This window comes from Sphingobium sp. RS1, from assembly GCF_056156825.1.
Map to the genome: position 1 here is coordinate 3,083,325 of NZ_JBLZXE010000002.1, position 18,091 is coordinate 3,101,415.

Genomic DNA, 18,091 nt, shown 5'->3' on the forward strand with positions numbered 1-18,091 from the left:
GGGGGGGCGGGCCGGTGCGGATGCGCCAGAGGCGCATTTTCCAAACAGGCTCTAAGCTTTGGGGGTCAGACCTCTTGCAGGATTGGCGCGGCCCGGCACACCCGGTCGCGGCCCGATTGCTTGGCCTCGTACAGTGCATCGTCGGCGCGGCGCAGCGCGTCCTCCAGATCGCCGCCGGTCCAGCGGCATATGCCGGCGGAAAAGCTGATCGGCCGGTCGTTCACCTCGCCGATCGGGTCGCTGCGCATCCGGCTGGCGATCCGGGCGAGCGACCAGCTCGCCTCATCCTCGATACAATCCTGGAAGAAGATGGCGAACTCCTCGCCACCCCAGCGCGACACCATGTCGACGCGGCGGACCAGCGCGGACAGGCGCGTGGCGAAGGCGGCCAGCACCCGGTCGCCTTCCTCATGGCCCATCAGGTCGTTGACCCGCTTGAAATAGTCGATGTCGATGATCGCGATACAGCCCTTGCGCCGCTCTTCGGGCAGCGCCTCCATATGGGTCAGAAAGCCACGCCTATTGGCGATGCCGGTCAGCGGGTCTTCATGCGCGGCCTGGTGCAGATGGTCCAGCCGGTCGCGGGTCGCGGTGGCGACGCGCTGCACCCCGGCATAGAGGGTATGGATGACGTCGCCGACCTCCGGCAGGGCGGGCGCTTCGCTCTCGCCCCGGTGCAGCGTGTCGGCCAGCGCGTGAATCGGATTGAGCAGCGCGCCGATGCCCAGCAAGGCGATGCCGGTGCCGACCACCGTGGCCGTGGTCAGCAGCACGAATTCGGCCAGTTGGATGCGCCCGCTGGCAAAGCCCCAGCCCAGATAGCCGATCAGCGGCAGATGCGTCGCGACGAAGCAAAGCGCGAACAGGCGTAGCCGCAACGATCGCGGAAAAATGAAGGAAGTGGCCAGATAAAAGTGCATGGCGATCCCCGCTTATTATCAACGGGTGCCAAATTTCCGGCCGGCTCTAAATACCGCCTGAAGAAACAGGGTTAATGCCATGGCATACGGCAAGCCGTGCCGGTGGAGAGTCGGGCCGTGTTTCCAGACGGTTGCCGGCGTTCAGCGCGACGCACCCGGTACCCATTTGACGTCGGCTGCGCCATTGTCATTGATCCGCCGCGCCAGCACGAACAGCAGGTCGGACAATCGGTTGAGATAGGCGAGCGCCTGGCCGTTCAGCGCCACTTCGACCGCGGCGGCGGTGGCGCTGCGTTCGGCCCGGCGCGTGATGGCGCGGGCGAGGTGGACGGCGGCGGCCGCGGCCGATCCGCCCGGCAGGATGAAGCTGTCCAGCGGCGCCAGATCCGCGTTCATCGCATCGATCTGCTGCTCCAGCCGCGCGACCTGGCTCGCCACGATGCGCAGCGCCCAGGGTTCGTCCGCCCCGTCGGGAATGGGCGTGGCCAGATCGGCGCCCAGATCGAACAGGTCGTTCTGGATGGTCGTCAGCCAGTCCGTTTCCTCGCCCGCACCCATGGCGACGATGGCCAGGCCGATCGCGCTGTTCGCTTCATCCACATCGCCCACCGCCTGCATGCGCGGTGCATGTTTGGGCAGGCGCGATCCGTCGACCAGACCCGTCGTCCCCTTGTCACCCGTGCGGGTGTAGATCTTGTTCAGCTTGACCATGGCGGGGTAGCTCGTCTGTCAGAGTTTGTTGGCAGCGTTTTTGTGTCGCGTTTTGCGCGCCGTCGGCTGTTCCAGCCGACTTCAAAACGCTCAGTGCCCCTTGGACATCAGCAATATGGCGACGATGATGATCGCCGCCGCCTGAAACAGGATGCGGTTCATCATCATCTTGTTCTGCTTCAGCCGGGCGGGGCTGGGGCCGCTGCCCTCCGGCGCGTTCAGATCCTCCTTCGTCGTCTGGAGGAAGGCGATGATGCCGCGGATCAGCGCGAACAGCGTCGCGGCCATGGCAAGGATCAGGGCGATGACGAGGACCGTGTTCATGGCGCGATGCTAGGCGCTTGCGATGCTTATGCCAATGGGAAAGCGTCCCGCGCGCAGGTCCGCCGCCAGCATCGCCGAGTCCATGCCGCCGCGGCGCAGATCGGCCAGCGCGATCGCCCCGTCGCGCTTGGCCAGCCGCCTGCCATCGGCCCCCAGCAGCAGCGGATGATGGACATAGGCGGGGCTGGGCAGGCCCAGCAGCGCCTGAATCAGCCGGTGGACATGGGTGGCGCCATAGAGATCGTCGCCGCGCAGCACATGGGTCACGCCCATCGCGGCATCGTCCAGCGTGCAGGACAGATGATAGCTGGCCGGCGCATCCTTGCGTGCCAGCACCACATCGCCATGAGTGAGGGGGGCGGCAGCTATTTGCACCGTTCGCCCTGAGCTTGTCGAAGGGCCGTACTTCTTTGAAGAAGAGGAAGAGGCTTCGACAGGCTCAGCACGAACGGTACTTGGCAAAGATATCCATTCCAGCGCGCCCGCCCGTTCCACCGCCCGTCCCATGTCGATCCGCCAGGCATGCGCCTCGCCCGCCGCGATCCGTCGCGCCCGCTCCTGCTCGTCCAACCCCCGGCACGTTCCCGGATAGACCGGTCCTTCCGGCCCGTGCGGCGCGGTCAGGCTGGCCTGTATGTCCGCGCGGGTGCAGAAACAGGGATAGAGCAGCCCCTCCGTGCGCAGCCTGTCCAGCGCCGCGTCATATTGGTCCAGCCGCTGCGACTGGAACATCACCTCGCCATCCCACGCCACGCCCAGCCATGTCAGGTCGGCCAATATCCCCGCGACATGCTCCGGCCGACTCCGCGTCCCGTCTATATCCTCGATCCGCAGGCGAAAGGCGCCGCCGGCCGCGCGCGCCATGTCATGTCCCATCAGCGCCGACCAGCCATGGCCGACATGCAGCAATCCCGTGGGGCTGGGGGCGAAGCGGGTCACCATATGCTGTGGTGCGGCAAGATGAGTCATACAGGCTCTTGACGGGAGATATTCGTTAATGCTGTCATGCCCTTGTCACGTTGCTGGACGATCAGCGGCGTCGACCAGGGGGAAGAAGGTTTTTATGTACCATCCCGACCTCATACGGCATCCGGAAAATTGCCCGGCGCTCGTTCTCAATGCGGATTTCACGCCGCTCAGCTATTATCCGCTCAGCCTGTGGCCCTGGCAGACGGCAATCAAGGCGGTGTTCCTCGACCGGGTGGACATCATCGCCAGCTATGAACGGCAGGTCCACAGCCCCAGCCTGGAAATGAAGATCCCCTCGGTCATCGCGCTCAAACAATATGTGCGGCCGTCCGAACATCCTGCCTTCACCCGCTTCAACCTGTTCCTGCGGGACAAGTTCGCCTGCCAATATTGCGGCAAGACCAGCGACCTGACCTTCGACCATGTCGTGCCGCGCCGCGCGGGCGGGCGCACCACATGGGAAAATGTCGCGACCGCTTGTTCGCCCTGCAACCTCAAAAAGGGCGGGCGTACGCCGAAGGAAGCGGGCATGAGCCTGCATATCCCGCCGATCCGACCGACCAGCTGGCAGTTGCAGGAACATGGCCGTGCCTTCCCGCCCGGCTATCTGCACGAAAGCTGGCACGACTGGCTCTACTGGGATGTCGAACTGCTGGCCTGACGGATATGCCTGACGGGCAGGGGCGGCGGCTCAGCTCGTCGGCAGCCAGTCCAGATCCATGTCCTTGTGCCGGTTGGTATAATGGCCGATCTCTTCCAGCCGCGCCATGTCATTGAGGATGATGCGGCCATTGGAGCGGCTGATGAGGCCCTCCTGCTCCATCTGGCGGATCATGCGGTTCACATGGACGGATGTCAGGCCGATCGAATCGCCGATCTCCTCCTGCGTCAGCTTCAGGTCGAAACTGTCGGTGATGCTGTCGTCGGTCACGCGCAGCCGGTCGAACATGTCGAGCAGGAAGGACGCGACGCGCGCCTTGGCCGATGTCCGGCCCAGCGCCGCCAGCCGGTCGGTCATCGCCACCCGTTCCGCATTGGACAGCAGGAACAAGAGCGCCGCGACGCGCGGATATTCGTCCAGCAGCCGGCGCAACGCATGTTTGTCGAACGGACAGACGATCGCATCCGACAGCGCGACCAGCGATTCGGGCGCCTTGCTGTAGATGGTACTGGCCGATCCGATAAAATCGCCGGGGAAATAGACGCGCAGGATCTGGCGGCTGCCGTCGGGCAGGATGACGAAGCTCATCACCCGGCCTTCGCGCAGCACGAACAGCTCGGTAACCGTGTCGTTGACCCGCTGGATCATCGCACCACGCTTCACCTTGCGCGGATTTTCTTCGAGCCGGGCCAATGCCTTCTTTTCCGCATCGGACAGCGGCACCTGTTTTGCCAGCCTTTCCGCGAAACAACTCGTTGCCACCAAAAACACCTTTTTCCTGTTGTCGTTACGATGGCAGAACGCCCTATCCGCCTTTTGGCTGCATTTTCAGAACGCGCACTAAACTCGATCAAGGTCGGGCCGCGCTTTGCAATAATGTTTCACATTGCGGTCATCCCGGCCGGTTTGCGGCGTCAAATGACCCAGCAGCCGCCTTGCGCGGGCCGCATTAGACGTTATTAACCCTGCCCAATGGACCGCATTCACATTCGCGGCGGCAACACGCTCAACGGCCGCCTTCCCATCTCCGGCGCGAAGAACGCCGCCCTGACGCTGCTGCCCTGCGCGTTGCTCACTGACGAGCCGGTGACGCTGCGCAACCTGCCGCGCCTCGCCGATGTCGACAGTTTCGGTCATCTGCTCAACCAGCTGGGCGTATCGACCATGATCGAGGGGGCAAGGCCGGAGGATTTCGGCCGCGTCCTCACCATGCGCGCGGGCCGCGTCACCTCGACCGAGGCGCCCTATGACATCGTGCGGAAAATGCGCGCCTCGATCCTGGTGCTGGGTCCGCTGCTCGCCCGTGTCGGCGAAGCGCGCGTGTCGCTGCCGGGCGGCTGCGCCATCGGCAACCGCCCGATCGACCTCCATTTGAAGGCGCTGGAAGCGTTCGGCGCGACGCTGGAAACCACCGCAGGCTATGTCCGCGCCAGCGTGCCGGATGGCGGCCTGCCCGGCGGCATCTACACCTTCCCGGTCGTGTCGGTCGGCGCCACCGAGAACGCCGTGATGGCCGCCTCGCTCGCCAAGGGCACCTGCATCCTCGAAAATGCGGCGCGCGAACCGGAAATCGTCGACCTGTGCAACCTGCTCGTCGCCATGGGCGCGGACATTGAAGGGATCGGCACCGACAAGCTCATCATCCACGGCCGCGAGCGGCTGCACGGCGCGACCTACAGCGTCATGCCCGACCGGATCGAGGCGGGTAGCTATGCCTGCGCCGCCGCCATCACCGGCGGCTCGGTCGATCTGGTCGGCGCCAATGCCGACGACATGCACGCCATCCTCGCCGCATTGCGCGACGCGGGGGTGCAGGTCGATCCGCACAAGGACGGCATCCGCATCTCGTCGGATGGGAAGCTGAAACCCCTGACGCTCTCGACTGCGCCCTTCCCGGCCTTCCCGACCGATATGCAGGCGCAGTTCATGGCGATGCTGACGAAGGCGGATGGCGCGTCGGTGCTGACCGAAACCATCTTCGAAAACCGCTACATGCATGTGCCCGAACTGGCGCGTATGGGCGCGGACATCGCTGTTAACGGCCGCACCGCCGTGGTGCGCGGCGTCGACAGACTGGTCGGCGCGCCGGTGATGGCGACCGACCTGCGCGCCTCGATGAGCCTCATCCTCGCCGGTCTGGCTGCCGAGGGCGAAACGCAGGTCCAGCGCGTCTATCATCTCGATCGCGGCTATGAACGGCTGGAAGAGAAGCTGTCCGCCGTTGGCGCCGATATCGAACGGGTCAGTGATGGCTGAAGCCCGCAATGGCTGACGGACGGGGGCTGGCAACGGATCGCGCGGCGCTGCTGGCGCTGTACGACCTCGACGCCGGCGGCTTCCGCAATCTCGATGACATTACCGGCTTCGCGTCCGAATTGTGCGGCGCGCCGATCGCGCTGGTCAGCATTGTCGAGGATGTGCGCCAGCGCTTCCTGGCGCGCGTCGGGCTGGATGCGGAGGAAACGCCGCGCGACGTCTCCTTCTGCGCGCTGGCGATGCTCGGCGACGACATCTTCATTGTGCCCGACGCGACCAGCGATCCGCGCTTCGCCGATAACGCTCTGGTCACGGGGGCACCCCATATCCGCTTCTATGCCGGTGCGCCGCTGGTGGGGGCGGACGGTGAGCCGCTGGGGGCGATCTGCGTCATCGACACTTTGCCGCGCGCAGACCTGACCCCGCTGCAACGGCAGGGGCTGACCTTGCTCGCCCGGCAGGTGATGGTGGAACTGGAGGGGCGCCGCCGCGACCGCGACATGATCATGCGTCAGCGGCTCGATGCGGCGGCCGTCGCCGAAAGCGACCGGATGTTCCGCTCGCTCGCCGACACCATGCCGCAAATGGTCTGGTCGACGCTGCCAGACGGCTATCATGATTATTATAACGCCCGCTGGTACGAATATACCGGCGTCCCGGCCGGATCGACCGACGGCGCCGGCTGGAACGGCATGTTCCATCCCGACGATCAGGACCGGGCCTGGGCGCGCTGGCGCCATAGCCTGTCCTCCGGCGAACCCTATGAGATCGAATATCGTCTGCGCCATCATGGCGGCGATTATCGCTGGACGCTGGGCCGCGCGCTGCCGATCCGCGATGCTGACGGCCTGATCGTGCGCTGGATCGGCACCTGCACCGACATCCACGAACAGAAATTGATGATCGACGAGCGCGAGATGATCGCGCACGAACTGTCGCACCGGATCAAGAATATCTTCTCGGTCATCGCGGGCCTCATCGGCCTGTCGGCGCGGCAGAACCCGGTCATCGCCGATGTGGCGGACGATCTGCGCGACCGGATTCTCGCGCTGGGCCGTGCCCATGATTTCGTCCGGCCGCACAGTATCGAATCGGCGGCGCAGATCGGCGATGGGGAAGGGCGGCTCTGGGGCATACTCGACCAGATTTTCGCGCCCTATCGCAGCGGCGATGACCAGAGCCGCATCATCCTGTCGGGTGAAAATCCCTCGATCGATGATCGGTCGGCGACGCCGCTGGCGCTGCTGTTTCATGAACTGGCGACCAATGCCGCCAAATATGGCGCCTTGTCCGTCGCCGACGGATCGATCGCGCTGCACATATCGCTGGATGGCGATGCGGTGCGGATCGACTGGCAGGAAATGGGTGGCCCGGCGGTCGTGCCCGGCGGCGTGGACGGCTTTGGCAGCCGGCTGATGACGCTCAGTGTCGAACGGCAACTGGGTGGGCGGATCGAACGTCAGTGGCAGCCCGACGGGCTGCGCATCAGCCTCTGGATTCCATCCCGGTCCATGAGCCGTGCGGGCGGAAGGGCGTAAAGCCGGCAATCTCCGCATCGGTCAGGTCAGGCTGTTCGGCGGCGGCCAGTTGCAGCGTAGCGCTGATGCTCTGGGGGCGGAACGGCTTGGTGATGACACCCAGCGCAGCGACCGAGGCTTCGCCGATCTGCGCCGGATTTGCCGTCACATAAATCACGCGGATGCCATGGCGCGTCGCCAGTTCCATGCCGATCTGCGGCCCGGTCGGCCCGTCGCGCAGGTTGAGGTCGACCAGCGCGATGTCGCAATCATCGGCACTGGCGAGGGCGCTTTCGCGATCGGCGGCGATCGCCCCGACCGCGAATCCGGCATCCTCGACAATCTGCTCGATTTCCAGTGCGACGAAAATCTCGTCTTCGACGATCAGAACCTTCTTGCGCATTCCATGACCCATAAATCTGGATCAATTAAATTCGGGATCAGCGCTTAGGTTCCCATTGAGCGCTAAAATACCTCTACGGCGCGCTGGTTTCGCCTTCGGCGACGCTGGTCCACAGCGTCTCGAACTGCGTCCCCTGCATCAGCAGCACCGACGCGGGATAGCCGGCCTCGCTTGCCTTGCGCGCGGTGCCGGTGGCGCTGTCCACCGCCAGCGCCTGTGTCGGGAAGGGGCCATAATATTTATTGTCCAGATTGATCTTCCAGACGCCCTCGTGCTGGAGGACGATGTAGCGGGCGTGGGGCAGGGGCATGGGTCAGAGTACCTCGGTGTTATAATGGTGCCAGGCCATGATCGCGGCAGCGCCACGATGCGGGCGCCAGGCTTCGGCGACTGCGCGGGTCAGTTTCTCGCTCGGCCGTTCGGGCATTCCCAATATCCGGCCGATCTCGATCTGCACAGCCAGATCGCCGGCGGGCCAGATATCGGGCCGTCCTTCCGCGAACAACAGATAGATTTCCGCCGACCAGCGGCCGATCCCCTTGATCTGCACCAGTTGCGCGATCGCTTCCTCGTCATCGGCCGGCAGCGCGTGCAGGTCCAGTTCGCCCGACACGACCAGTTCGGCCAGGCTGCGGGCATAGCCCTGTTTCTGCCGTGACAGGCCGCACGCCCGCAAAGTGTCGAAATCCCGCGCCAGCAATGCCGCGGGTGCGCAGCCTTCGCCCAGTTCCGCCTCCAGCTTGCGCCACACTGCCGCCGCTGCCGCGACGCTCACCTGCTGGCCCACGATCGTGCGCAGCAGCGTCTCATAGCCCGGCTCCCTTACCCGTGGCGCGGGATAGCCGACCCGCGCGATCGCGGCGACGAAGCCCGGCTCCAGCGCGGCGATCGCGTCCAGGCTGTCACGCAACTGATCGACACTGTTCACCATATTGCTGCGCCAAGACCTCTGATGGATTGACCCCTTGATTTCCCGGTCCCTGTCGGTCAGAGCGGAAAAAATTTTAGGGGAACAGGGTAGATGCCGAAACTGATCGTGGTCAACCGTGCGGGTGAAGAACAGGCTGTCGATGGCGACAATGGCCTGTCGGTGATGGAAGTCATCCGCGACAACGGCTTTGACGAATTGCTCGCGCTGTGCGGCGGTTGCTGCTCCTGCGCGACCTGCCATATCTATGTCGATCCCGCCTTTGCCGACGCGCTGCCGGCCATGAGCGAGGATGAGAATGACCTGCTCGACAGCAGCGACCATCGCAACGACAGCAGCCGCCTGTCCTGTCAGCTGGTGCTGAACGACGCGCTGGACGGCCTGCGCGTCACCATCGCACCGGAAGACTGATCCTTTGATATAGTCGCTCCGGCCCACGCCCCCACCCGGTTTCCCGTCCAGTTATGCTGTGGGAGGCCGGGTGGGGGTGTGGGCCGGTGCCGTACCGTTCAGCTTTGCTGAACCAGATCAATGCTTCACCCGCAACGTCGCGGCCGGCGCGTCGCTGGTCAGCGGCGTGATCGCCCAGACGATCCGCTTGCCCTGTGGCGTGCTTTGCGCGCCCTCTTCCTGGTTCTGGCTGACGATCTCCGCATCGGTCGTGAGCGTGAAGGTTCCGTTCAGCGCCTTCGCGGCCTCATCCCCCGTGCTGCCGATCCCCGCAGGCCCCTGGCTCTTGTCGAAGCCGTTGGCAAAGCCCGGCGCCTTCACCCGCACCCGGTCGTCCCCGCGCATCTCAACCGCGACGAAGGGCAGGATGATCTGCGCGTCGATGTTGAAGGGGAAGAGGAAGGCATGGTCCAGCCGGCCCGCGATCGCATAGTCGATCTCGAACTTGTGATGGCCCATGTAACGGGCCGACCGAAATCCCTTCTCCTTGCTCAGCGCCGCCGCGATCGCCTGCATCTGCGCGTCATCGTTTTTGTCGCCGGCCGCGTCGCTGAAATCCTCCTCCTGCGCCGCGATCTGCATCAAGGTCGGGCTGTTCTCCGCCTCGCCCTCTGTCGCATCGTCGCCGGATGAGGAGGAAGCGCCCGTCAGCGCCTCCTTGCCCATGTCCGACGCCAGTATCTCGCCCTTATAGGCGAAGCTGAAACTGCGGTCGGCGCGGATATCCAGACTCGATTCGAACCGGCCCGGCGTCACCAGACAGGCGGAGAGCGCCAGCAAGCCCGCCAGCGCCCCCAAAGTGCGATACAGCCGGTCCATGGTCACGCTCCCCCCTCTTGCCCCTCTCAGCCGACCGTAGCGGCGTAGAGCGCGATCGCCGCCGCATTGGAGACGTTCAGGCTCTCCATGCGCGGGCTGATCGGCAGCTTGGCGATGATGTCGCAATGGGCGATCGTATTGTGGCGCAGCCCTTCGCCCTCGGCCCCCAGCACCAGCGCAACCCGCGATTCGCCGATCGCCTCGCCGATCGTCGTCTCTGCCTCGCCGTCCAGCCCGATGCGCCAGTAACCGGCCTCGGCAATCTCCTCCAGCGCGCGGGCCAGATTGACGACCCGCACCCATGGCACGCTCTCCAGCGCGCCCGACGCCGCGCGCGCCAGCACCCCCGATTCGGGCGGCGCATGCCGGTCCTGCGTGACGATGCACAGCGCGTCGAACGCGGCGGCGGAGCGCAGGATCGCGCCCACATTATGCGGGTCCGTCACCTGATCCAGCACCAGAATCGGCCGCTTGTCATCCTGACCCTGTTCCAGAATCTCGCCCAGCCACACATCGTCCAGCGGCTCGACTTCGGCGACGATGCCCTGATGCGGCGCGTCGGACGGGACCATGCGGCCCATGTCGGCGACGTCGGAATAGACGATCGGCAGCACCGGCGGCAGGTCGAGGGCGCCGAGCGCCTCGCGCGTCCCCCATATCTTGCGCACGATGCGGTCGGGGTTGGCGAGCGCCGCGATAACGGCATGACGGCCATAGAAGCGCGGAAAGGCGCTCTTGGGCTTGGTGGAGCGATTGGGCTTTTTCATGATTTCGCTCTTTTCACATCAGGCCATTGACAGGCAAGTCTCCATTCGCCATTAGGCCGCCTCCAACGCAGCGGGAACGCAGTTTTCCAAAGCGTAGGGCACTGGACAGGTGGCCGAGTGGTTAAAGGCAGCAGACTGTAAATCTGCCCGGGTTTCCCGTACGCTGGTTCGAATCCAGCCCTGTCCACCACTGCATCGGGCCGATGCAGTCACCCCCTTCATGAAGGGGCGGAAACAGGCCAGTGTGGACGCATAGCTCAGTTGGTAGAGCAGCTGACTCTTAATCAGCGGGTCCTAGGTTCGAGCCCTAGTGCGTCCACCAAGCCTTTCCCCAGAAAAACGGTCCTCCGGCGCGCCGCCTCTTTCGGGTTTCCGGCCACCGCGTCGCCTTTTCGAGCCCGCCCGTCTGAAAGGGAAGCGCCCTATGGCGTGGCTCATCCTCGGCATCGCCGTCTTCACCGAAATCTGTTGGGCGCTCAGCCTGAAATGGGCCGCCACCATCGGCAGCTGGCAGGCCAGTGCCGTACCGATTGCGCTCAGCTTCCTCAACATGGGGCTGCTCGCCCTCGCCATGAAAGGCATCCCCGCCGGCACCGCCTATGCGGTCTGGACCGGCCTTGGCGCCGTGGGCGTCATCATCGGCGGCATGATCTTCTTCGGCGACCGCGTAAACGCGGTGCAGGCGGGTTTCATGGCGATGATCGTGGTGGGGGTTGTGGGGACGAAGATGTTTGGGAGCGGGTGAGGGGATGGTTTGTACCCCGTTGTCGGCGTCGGGCAGCGATTCTTTCATGCTTGGAGGTGGACGTCAAAAATTCTTGGTAGGCTCTAGCGGATTCCTATCGTCTCCGAGCGATACGTCGAATGGCAACTCTACTCTCGCTAAAGCAAGCTTACTTGTTCCAGCCGTCCACAATAGACTGTGCGGATAGCTTGGCAGAGGCGATGCCATCCGCCCTCATGTATGCCGCTACTTGATGGAGATAGTAGGAGATTTTGTCTTTCGCGAAGCCGCCACTGTTGGCGGGTGGAGTAGAAAAGCCATGCCGACGGAGTTTATTCATTACTACATTGAGATTGGCGATGACTGCTGGATTTGCGAAAATAGCGCTACTGTTATCGAGCGAGTAAGCGGCAAGCGATACATCAGTGGCCAAAGCTTCAAGCGGGCTCGGACGATTTCGCTTTCCCAGCCAACGACGAACAAACACAGTTGCGACGCATCCTAGTGCGAAAAATGCGAAAGCTAAAAACCAGTCAGTCTGTACGACCCTGAAAAGCCAGTTTGGCAGTGAGCGGACCAGCGGGTTTGTTGCGTAACTCGCGATGTTGGATTGCATCTCGCTTGCGGACTGGTTCGCCATGAAGGTGATTAACGCCAGCAAGGATGATCCTACCAAAGCGATCAGGTTCCAGATGTTCTTCATGCGTCCGCAAATCCTCCCCGCTGTGAAGTTTGAGTAGGTGCACGGAAAATACCAAGCAATCAACGCTGGGCGCTTGCGCTAACGCCGGTTCTGGTCGGCAGCAGATACCTATGAACATCAGCTATCCCCTCCAAGCCAGCCGTTCTGCAATCGGTCAATCGCCGCCTGTCCTACACCCCCATTTCATGCCATCCTCCCGCCGGCTCTTTCCCACCGTCGGCTTCATCCACCCCGCGGCGCCTTCGCACCGGCGCGGGTCTGATTTTGCAGAAATTTTCCTATTGCGAAATCGACGCCACCCGTCCGTGCCTACGCTTTTGCGTCAGCCACGACGGTGTGAACTTCGCAATCCCTGACCCTGTTGCAAAAGGCCGCCTCGCGCCTTTGCCACCCGCCACACCTCTGCTACAGGCGCGCCCATGCTAAACCTCAACGGTATCACCGTGCGCCTGGGCGGCCGCACCATTCTCGATCGTGCCAGCGCCGCGCTGCCGCCGCGCAGCCGTGTCGGCCTCATCGGCCGCAACGGCGCGGGCAAGTCCACGCTGATGAAGGTGATGATCGGCCAGCTCGACCCGGACGAGGGCTCATGCGACATGCCCCGCGACACGCGGCTGGGCTATATCGCGCAGGAGGCCCCGTCGGGCACCGCGACCCCCTTCGACACGGTGCTGGCCGCCGACAAGGAACGCGCCGAACTGATGGCGGAGGCGGAGCATACCGAAGATCCCGATCGGCTCGGCCATATCTATGAGCGGCTGACGACGATCGACGCCTATACCGCGCCGGCCCGCGCCGCCCGCATCCTCGTCGGCCTCGGCTTTGACGAGGAAATGCAGGGCCGCCCGCTCGACAGCTATTCGGGCGGCTGGAAAATGCGCGTGGCGCTGGCCGCCTTGCTCTTCTCCAATCCCGACCTGCTGCTGCTCGACGAACCGTCGAACCATTTGGACCTTGAAGCGACGCTCTGGCTGGAGAATTTCCTCAAAGCCTATCGCGGCACCGTGGTCGTCATCAGCCACGAACGCGACCTGCTCAACAATGTGGTCGACTATATCCTCCATCTGGAAGGGGGGAAGATCACCCTCTATCCCGGCGGCTATGACGCCTTCGAACGCCAGCGCGCCGAACGGCTCGCCCAGCAGGAAGCCGCCCGGTCCAAGCAGCAGGCGGAGCGCGAGAAGTTGCAGGACTATGTCGCCCGCAACTCGGCCCGCGCCTCGACCGCGAAACAGGCCCAGTCCCGTGCCAAGGCACTGGCCAAGATGCAGCCCATTGCGGCGGCGATCGAAGACCCGACGCTGCATTTCGGTTTCCCCAGCCCCGCGGAACTCAAGCCCCCGCTCATCACCATGGACATGGCCTCGGTCGGCTATACCGACACGCCGATCCTGCGCCGCGTCAACCTGCGCATCGACCCGGACGACCGGCTGGCGCTGCTCGGCCGCAACGGCAACGGCAAGACGACGCTGGCCCGCCTGATCGCCGCGCAGCTCAAGCCGATGGAAGGCGACATGGCCTCCAGTCCCAAGATGAATGTCGGCTATTTCACCCAATATCAGGTGGAAGAACTGGACGTCACGGACACGCCGCTGGAACATATGACCCGCGTGATGAAGGGCGCGACCCCCGGCGCGGTGCGTGGCCAGCTTGGCCGCTTCGGCTTTTCGGGCGAGCGCGCGACGCAGAAGGTCGGCTCCATGTCGGGTGGCGAGCGCGCCCGTCTGGCCCTCGCCCTCATCACCCGCGACGCGCCGCATCTGTTGATCCTCGACGAACCGACCAACCATCTGGACGTCGACAGTCGCGAGGCGTTGGTGCAGGCGCTCAACGAATATTCGGGCGCGGTGGTGATTGTGTCGCATGACCGCCACATGATCGAACTGGTCGCCGATCGGCTGGTGCTGGTCGACAATGGCACCGCCCAGCCGTTCGACGGCAGCCTGGATGATTATACCGACATCATTCTGCGCAAGGCGGACGGCAACAGCAGCAGCGGCGACGCACCGAAAGTGGACCGCAAGGCGGACAAGAAAGCCGCCGCCGAATGGCGCGAAAAGCAGAAGGTACTGAAGAACGCGGTCAACAAGGCGGAACGCGAAATGACCGCGCTGTCCAATGAGCGCAGCCGGATCGACGCCGCCCTGTCAGACCCCAAGACCGCGACGGGTGCTGAGGCAAAGATGACCAGCAGCCAGCTGATGATGAAGCGCGCCGAAGTCGAAAAGAAGCTGGAAGCCGCCGAGGAAGTCTGGATGGAAGCCGGCGCCGCGCTGGAAGCGGGTTAGAGCATAGAGCGTTAAATTTGGATCACTTAATTTCCGTTCGTCCTCAGGACGAACGGATCATATTTAAAGCGCGCTGTTTTAAAATACCCGCTCCAGCAGCACCAGCGCCGCGTCGCCCTCCACGGCGCGTGCGGAAAAGCCCATTTCCCGCTCCAGTGCGATGGCGGCGCGATTATCCCGGCTCTCGATCGACTGGAGCCGGCGGATGCCCCAGCCTTTGGCCTCCTGCGCGACATGGTCCAGCAGGGTCCAGCCGATCCCCTTGCCCTTGTGGTCGGGCAGGATGGAGATGGCCACCTCGCCGGTGCCGCCCTCCCGGTCGGCGGCCAGCGTGGCGGCGGCGATGATCTCGTCCCCGCCCGGCGCGAAGGCCACGAACGTCTCGTGCCGGTGATAGTCGAAGGCGGTGATGTCGTGCAGCTGGTTCCGGCTGACATGGCGCACCGCCGACAGGAAACGGAAGCGCCGGTCCTCGTCCGTCACGGCGGCGAAGAAATCGGCCAGCGCCGGTTCGTCGGCATGGCTGGCGACGCGAATGTCGATGCGAAAGCCATAACGGGTTTCAAGCGCGATCATGGGATAATCCTTTGCTTAAAGGTCGCCCCGACCTATCCGCCTTCCGCGTACGGAAACCTATAAGGACTATCCCCTATCACCGCCCCATCAGGATGAACGGCGCCCAGATATAGGGCTGCACCGCATTGGGCCGCTTCGACGCGATCAGCTTCAGCATCGCCCGTTGTAGCGCTACCGGCCGGGGCAGGCCGCGATTGGCGCCCTTGACCGTTTCCAGCGTTACGAAGGCGCTGGCATCGTCCCGCACCGGCCAGTGCGATACCAGCAGCGATCCCGCCCCGGCATAGCGGAACGCCTGCGCCAGTCCCGAATAGGCCGGCGACTGGCTGTTGTCGCCCGCCGCTGTGTTGCAGGCGGACAGGATCACCCAGTCGGCGCCGATCCGCATCGTCGCCACTTCCGACGCGGTCAGCAGGCCGTCATCTTGGTGGTCATCGGCACCGGGCGGCGACAGGACCAGCGCCGGCTCGGTCACGCCCTCCATCTCGCCGCTGACCAGCCCGTGCGTCGCGAACAGGATCACGCCATAGCCCGACAGGTCCAGCGTGCGCAGCGCCCGCTCATTGGCCTGTGCGCCCAGCAGCAAGGTGGTGCGCGCCGCGCCGAACCGGTGCGCGACCGCCTGCAACTCGGCCTGCGATCCGGGTAGCGGCGGCAGTTGCGCCAGCGCCTGCGCATCGGCGGCGCCATTGCGGAAATATTGACTGGCCGCCAGTAGCGTGCCGCTCCCGCGCGGCGCATCCGCCGACTGTACATCGCCGAACAATTGCGGCGCGCCGATGCCCAGGAAGCGCTGGTCGCGCGCTGCAAGCTGGTGCCGCTGCTGCCCGCCGGTCGAGAAGCCGGGCTGCACCTCGATCGCGAAGCGGTGGATCAGCCAGGGCGTCGTGCGCGTCACCGCCGCCACCGGCCGCTGCGGCAGCATGGAGAAGGGCAGGGAGGCGAAGGCACCGGTCGGCACGATCCGCAGGCTGCTTGCCTTGCCCAGCGTCGCAAGGATGCCGGGTGTGAAGATCTGGCGATACAGGCTGTGCGCGCTGCTCTGGTCGAACCCGGCCGGCGTAAGCGACCCCCGCAGTTTCCCGACCAGCGCCACCAGCCCGGCGCGGTCCATCTGCGCCCGCTCGACATGCACGGCGTCCTGGCCGACCGCGAGCAGGTAGACCCCATCAAACGCCGGCATCACCGCCAGCAGCGCCTCATCCTTGCCCAGACTGGCACGCAGAGCGCCAAGATCGGGCCGCTCCCCGCCATGCGCCTCCACCCAGCGCGGATAGTCGCGGGCAATGGCGGCCCGCTCGGCGTCCACCGCCGCCGCGACGGCGGCACGGTCCGCGCGCGCCTCGGCCACGCCGCTGTCGATCGCCAGCGCTTTCAGCAGCCGGCTGTCGGCCGCCTGCAATATCTTGGTCCGGTCCTGAAGGCTGCGCACGCGCGCGGCCAGCGCCGGATCGGCGACCAGTCGCTGCGCCACCAGCCGGTTGGCCTGCGCGATGCGCGACCCGGCCAGGATCGCCATCGCATCCAGCGCCAGCGCCCCGTCCTGAGTCTCGGCTGCCACCGCCAGGACCGTGTCGAGCGCGGCGCGCTGCTCCTCGTTCAACTCGCCATCGTCATTGACGCTGGCATTGTCGCGCAGCAGGCCGACAAGCTGGCGCGCGGCCGGTCCCAGCGCGGCCTGATCCTGCCGGGTCCAGGCGACCAGCATCGCCGCCTGCGCCAGCGGAATGGCAGGGGCATTGTCGAGTTGCCGGGACTCAGCGGCAAAGGCGTCGGCGGCGCGGCGGGCATCGTCGCCCCGCTTCGCCGCGATCAGGGCCGGGACAAGATAGGGATAGACGCGCTGGCCGATGTCGCGGTCCTTGTCCGACCCTGCATGCACGCGCGCCAGCGCATCCGTCAGCCGCTCGATCGCCTGCTCGCGATGCCCCTCCGCCAGCGCGGCCGATGCGGCGAACGCCAGCGCACGGGCGGACTGCGGACTATCCTCGCCCTCCAGCCCGCGAAAGCCGCGCTCCGCCTCCATGAACAGCGATTCCGCGTCGGCATAGCGTTCCAGCGGCAGCAGCACCGTACCCAGATTTTGCAGCCCGAACTGGAAATAGAGGCTGCTGGTGCCGACCGTCTCGCGCTTGATGGCGATGGCCCGTTGCAGATAGTCCAGGCTCTCGGTTCGGCGCCCGGTACGGGACAGGAGCAGGCCCAGCGCCTCCAGCGCGCGGGCGTAGCTGGGATGCTTGCGATCGACATAGTCGGTGGCGATCTCCACCGCCATGCGCGCATATTTTTCCGCTTCCGCGTCGCGATCGGCGCGGGCGAGCATCTGGGCATAGCTGTAATAGGAACCGATCGTGTCGGCGCTGTTCGGCCCCGCCGCCAGAATGCGCGCCTCCATGCTGGCCTTCTGCGCCTCCACGGCCTCGTCATTGCGGCCAAGGCGGGTGAGGGCCTGCGCATGGGAGAAGGCGATGTTCGACCGCAGCATCTGGGTCGATTCATCCTGCTGGCCGGCCGGGGTGCGGGCGATATAGCCGTCCATATAGGCGCTCGCCTGCGCCAGCGTGTCCGCCGCGCCGGTCACGTCGCCCAGAGCCGCCTGGATGAACCCCTTGATCGACAGGCCCTGCATCCAGGCGACGGGATAGGCATCGGCAAAGGGGGCGAGCAGGGCGAGGCCCTCGCTCGACCGGGCCAGCGCATCGGTATTCTTGCCGTCAATCTGGTCCATGGAGGACAGGTTGATGAGCGCGACACCGGCGAGCGGATGCGGTTTGCCGTCTACCTTCACCTTTGCCGCAGCGCCATGCAGGCGGGTCCAGGCGTCGCGGGTCTTTTGCGACATGGACAGGGCATAATCGTCGCTGTTGAACAGGTCCGACGCCTGCCGCTCCAGCGCATATAGCCGCGCATGGCGGGGGTCGGTCGCGGAAAAGCCGGCGGGCGGCGCGGCGAGGGCGATCGGCGCAGGCAGGGCCAGCGTCAGCAGGACAGCCGAAACAGCAGCGGAAAGTCTCATCTTACCCCCACCATGGCGCGACCTTTGCGTCTCATGGGTCCGGTGCAGGCGGGCGTCAA

General features: G+C 65.0%; 19 protein-coding genes and 2 tRNA genes. 8 read left to right on the forward strand and 13 right to left on the reverse strand.

What is annotated here, in order from left to right:
* Positions 1 to 65: 65 nt before the first annotated feature.
* The 4 genes from ACNHGR_RS16835 to gluQRS form a co-directional block, all read right to left on the reverse strand.
* Positions 66 to 920: a GGDEF domain-containing protein gene (locus tag ACNHGR_RS16835; protein WP_475287551.1), complete on the reverse strand. Its 855-nt coding sequence runs from the start codon at positions 918 to 920 to the stop codon at positions 66 to 68.
* A 141-nt stretch (positions 921 to 1,061) separates the two neighbouring features.
* Complete coding sequence (locus ACNHGR_RS16840; RefSeq protein WP_475287553.1) at positions 1,062 to 1,631, reverse strand: cob(I)yrinic acid a,c-diamide adenosyltransferase; 570 nt, start codon at positions 1,629 to 1,631, stop codon at positions 1,062 to 1,064.
* Positions 1,632 to 1,721: 90 nt separating this feature from the next.
* Positions 1,722 to 1,955 carry a twin transmembrane helix small protein gene (locus ACNHGR_RS16845; protein ID WP_184269618.1) on the reverse strand — a complete coding sequence of 78 codons (234 nt, stop codon included), beginning with the start codon at positions 1,953 to 1,955 and terminating at the stop codon, positions 1,722 to 1,724.
* Positions 1,956 to 1,964: 9 nt separating this feature from the next.
* Positions 1,965 to 2,924, reverse strand: a complete 960-nt coding sequence (gluQRS, locus tag ACNHGR_RS16850; RefSeq protein ID WP_475287555.1) for a tRNA glutamyl-Q(34) synthetase GluQRS — start codon at positions 2,922 to 2,924, stop codon at positions 1,965 to 1,967.
* A gap of 94 nt (positions 2,925 to 3,018) precedes the next feature.
* Between gluQRS and ACNHGR_RS16855 the strand changes: the two genes are divergently transcribed.
* A complete protein-coding gene (locus ACNHGR_RS16855) occupies positions 3,019 to 3,585 on the forward strand; it encodes an HNH endonuclease (protein ID WP_475287557.1) in 567 nt (188 codons plus the stop codon).
* Positions 3,586 to 3,615: 30 nt separating this feature from the next.
* On the opposite strand, the gene ACNHGR_RS16860 is transcribed toward ACNHGR_RS16855, so the two are convergent.
* Complete coding sequence (locus ACNHGR_RS16860; RefSeq protein ID WP_475287559.1) at positions 3,616 to 4,350, reverse strand: Crp/Fnr family transcriptional regulator; 735 nt, start codon at positions 4,348 to 4,350, stop codon at positions 3,616 to 3,618.
* Between the two features lie 207 nt (positions 4,351 to 4,557).
* Between ACNHGR_RS16860 and murA the strand changes: the two genes are divergently transcribed.
* On the forward strand, positions 4,558 to 5,841 hold the full coding sequence (gene murA, locus ACNHGR_RS16865; RefSeq protein WP_475287561.1) for a UDP-N-acetylglucosamine 1-carboxyvinyltransferase: 1,284 nt from the start codon (positions 4,558 to 4,560) through the stop codon (positions 5,839 to 5,841).
* Between the two features lie 8 nt (positions 5,842 to 5,849).
* On the forward strand, positions 5,850 to 7,379 hold the full coding sequence (locus tag ACNHGR_RS16870; RefSeq protein ID WP_475287563.1) for a sensor histidine kinase: 1,530 nt from the start codon (positions 5,850 to 5,852) through the stop codon (positions 7,377 to 7,379).
* Here the strand turns inward: ACNHGR_RS16870 and ACNHGR_RS16875 are convergent.
* The 3 genes from ACNHGR_RS16875 to ACNHGR_RS16885 all read right to left on the reverse strand — a co-directional run bounded on the left by ACNHGR_RS16875 (position 7,327) and on the right by ACNHGR_RS16885 (position 8,692).
* Positions 7,327 to 7,761, reverse strand: a complete 435-nt coding sequence (locus ACNHGR_RS16875; protein ID WP_475287565.1) for a response regulator — start codon at positions 7,759 to 7,761, stop codon at positions 7,327 to 7,329. The two genes, ACNHGR_RS16870 and ACNHGR_RS16875, sit on opposite strands and share 53 nt — an antisense overlap.
* 73 nt (positions 7,762 to 7,834) lie before the next feature.
* Entirely contained in the window at positions 7,835 to 8,071 is a 237-nt protein-coding gene (locus tag ACNHGR_RS16880) for a DUF2188 domain-containing protein (RefSeq protein WP_184269632.1), read from the reverse strand.
* A gap of 3 nt (positions 8,072 to 8,074) precedes the next feature.
* Positions 8,075 to 8,692 carry a DNA-3-methyladenine glycosylase 2 family protein gene (locus ACNHGR_RS16885; protein WP_184269635.1) on the reverse strand — a complete coding sequence of 206 codons (618 nt, stop codon included), beginning with the start codon at positions 8,690 to 8,692 and terminating at the stop codon, positions 8,075 to 8,077.
* A 90-nt stretch (positions 8,693 to 8,782) separates the two neighbouring features.
* Between ACNHGR_RS16885 and ACNHGR_RS16890 the strand changes: the two genes are divergently transcribed.
* A complete protein-coding gene (locus ACNHGR_RS16890; RefSeq protein WP_184269637.1) occupies positions 8,783 to 9,100 on the forward strand; it encodes a 2Fe-2S iron-sulfur cluster-binding protein in 318 nt (105 codons plus the stop codon).
* Between the two features lie 117 nt (positions 9,101 to 9,217).
* On the opposite strand, the gene ACNHGR_RS16895 is transcribed toward ACNHGR_RS16890, so the two are convergent.
* Entirely contained in the window at positions 9,218 to 9,958 is a 741-nt protein-coding gene (locus ACNHGR_RS16895; RefSeq protein ID WP_475287568.1) for a hypothetical protein, read from the reverse strand.
* A gap of 26 nt (positions 9,959 to 9,984) precedes the next feature.
* On the reverse strand, positions 9,985 to 10,725 hold the full coding sequence (rlmB, locus tag ACNHGR_RS16900) for a 23S rRNA (guanosine(2251)-2'-O)-methyltransferase RlmB (RefSeq protein ID WP_475287570.1): 741 nt from the start codon (positions 10,723 to 10,725) through the stop codon (positions 9,985 to 9,987).
* Between the two features lie 103 nt (positions 10,726 to 10,828).
* Between rlmB and ACNHGR_RS16905 the strand changes: the two genes are divergently transcribed.
* From ACNHGR_RS16905 to ACNHGR_RS16915, 3 genes are all read left to right on the forward strand, one after another.
* A tRNA-Tyr gene (locus ACNHGR_RS16905) sits at positions 10,829 to 10,915 on the forward strand.
* 56 nt (positions 10,916 to 10,971) lie between these two features.
* A tRNA-Lys gene (locus ACNHGR_RS16910) sits at positions 10,972 to 11,047 on the forward strand.
* 102 nt (positions 11,048 to 11,149) lie between these two features.
* Positions 11,150 to 11,470: a DMT family transporter gene (locus tag ACNHGR_RS16915; RefSeq protein WP_475287572.1), complete on the forward strand. Its 321-nt coding sequence runs from the start codon at positions 11,150 to 11,152 to the stop codon at positions 11,468 to 11,470.
* A gap of 148 nt (positions 11,471 to 11,618) precedes the next feature.
* On the opposite strand, the gene ACNHGR_RS16920 is transcribed toward ACNHGR_RS16915, so the two are convergent.
* Positions 11,619 to 12,152 (reverse strand): hypothetical protein, encoded by a 534-nt coding sequence (locus tag ACNHGR_RS16920; RefSeq protein WP_475287574.1) that lies wholly within the window; start codon positions 12,150 to 12,152, stop codon positions 11,619 to 11,621.
* Between the two features lie 419 nt (positions 12,153 to 12,571).
* On the opposite strand from ACNHGR_RS16920, the gene ACNHGR_RS16925 reads away from it, so the two are divergent.
* Entirely contained in the window at positions 12,572 to 14,440 is a 1,869-nt protein-coding gene (locus tag ACNHGR_RS16925) for an ABC-F family ATP-binding cassette domain-containing protein (RefSeq protein ID WP_475287576.1), read from the forward strand.
* A 78-nt stretch (positions 14,441 to 14,518) separates the two neighbouring features.
* Here ACNHGR_RS16925 and ACNHGR_RS16930 read toward each other — a convergent pair whose 3' ends face one another.
* Together ACNHGR_RS16930 and ACNHGR_RS16935 are read right to left on the reverse strand one after the other, a co-directional pair.
* Positions 14,519 to 15,016 (reverse strand): GNAT family N-acetyltransferase, encoded by a 498-nt coding sequence (locus ACNHGR_RS16930; RefSeq protein ID WP_184269648.1) that lies wholly within the window; start codon positions 15,014 to 15,016, stop codon positions 14,519 to 14,521.
* A 76-nt stretch (positions 15,017 to 15,092) separates the two neighbouring features.
* Positions 15,093 to 18,032, reverse strand: a complete 2,940-nt coding sequence (locus ACNHGR_RS16935; protein WP_475287579.1) for a CHAT domain-containing tetratricopeptide repeat protein — start codon at positions 18,030 to 18,032, stop codon at positions 15,093 to 15,095.
* Positions 18,033 to 18,091: the final 59 nt, after the last annotated feature.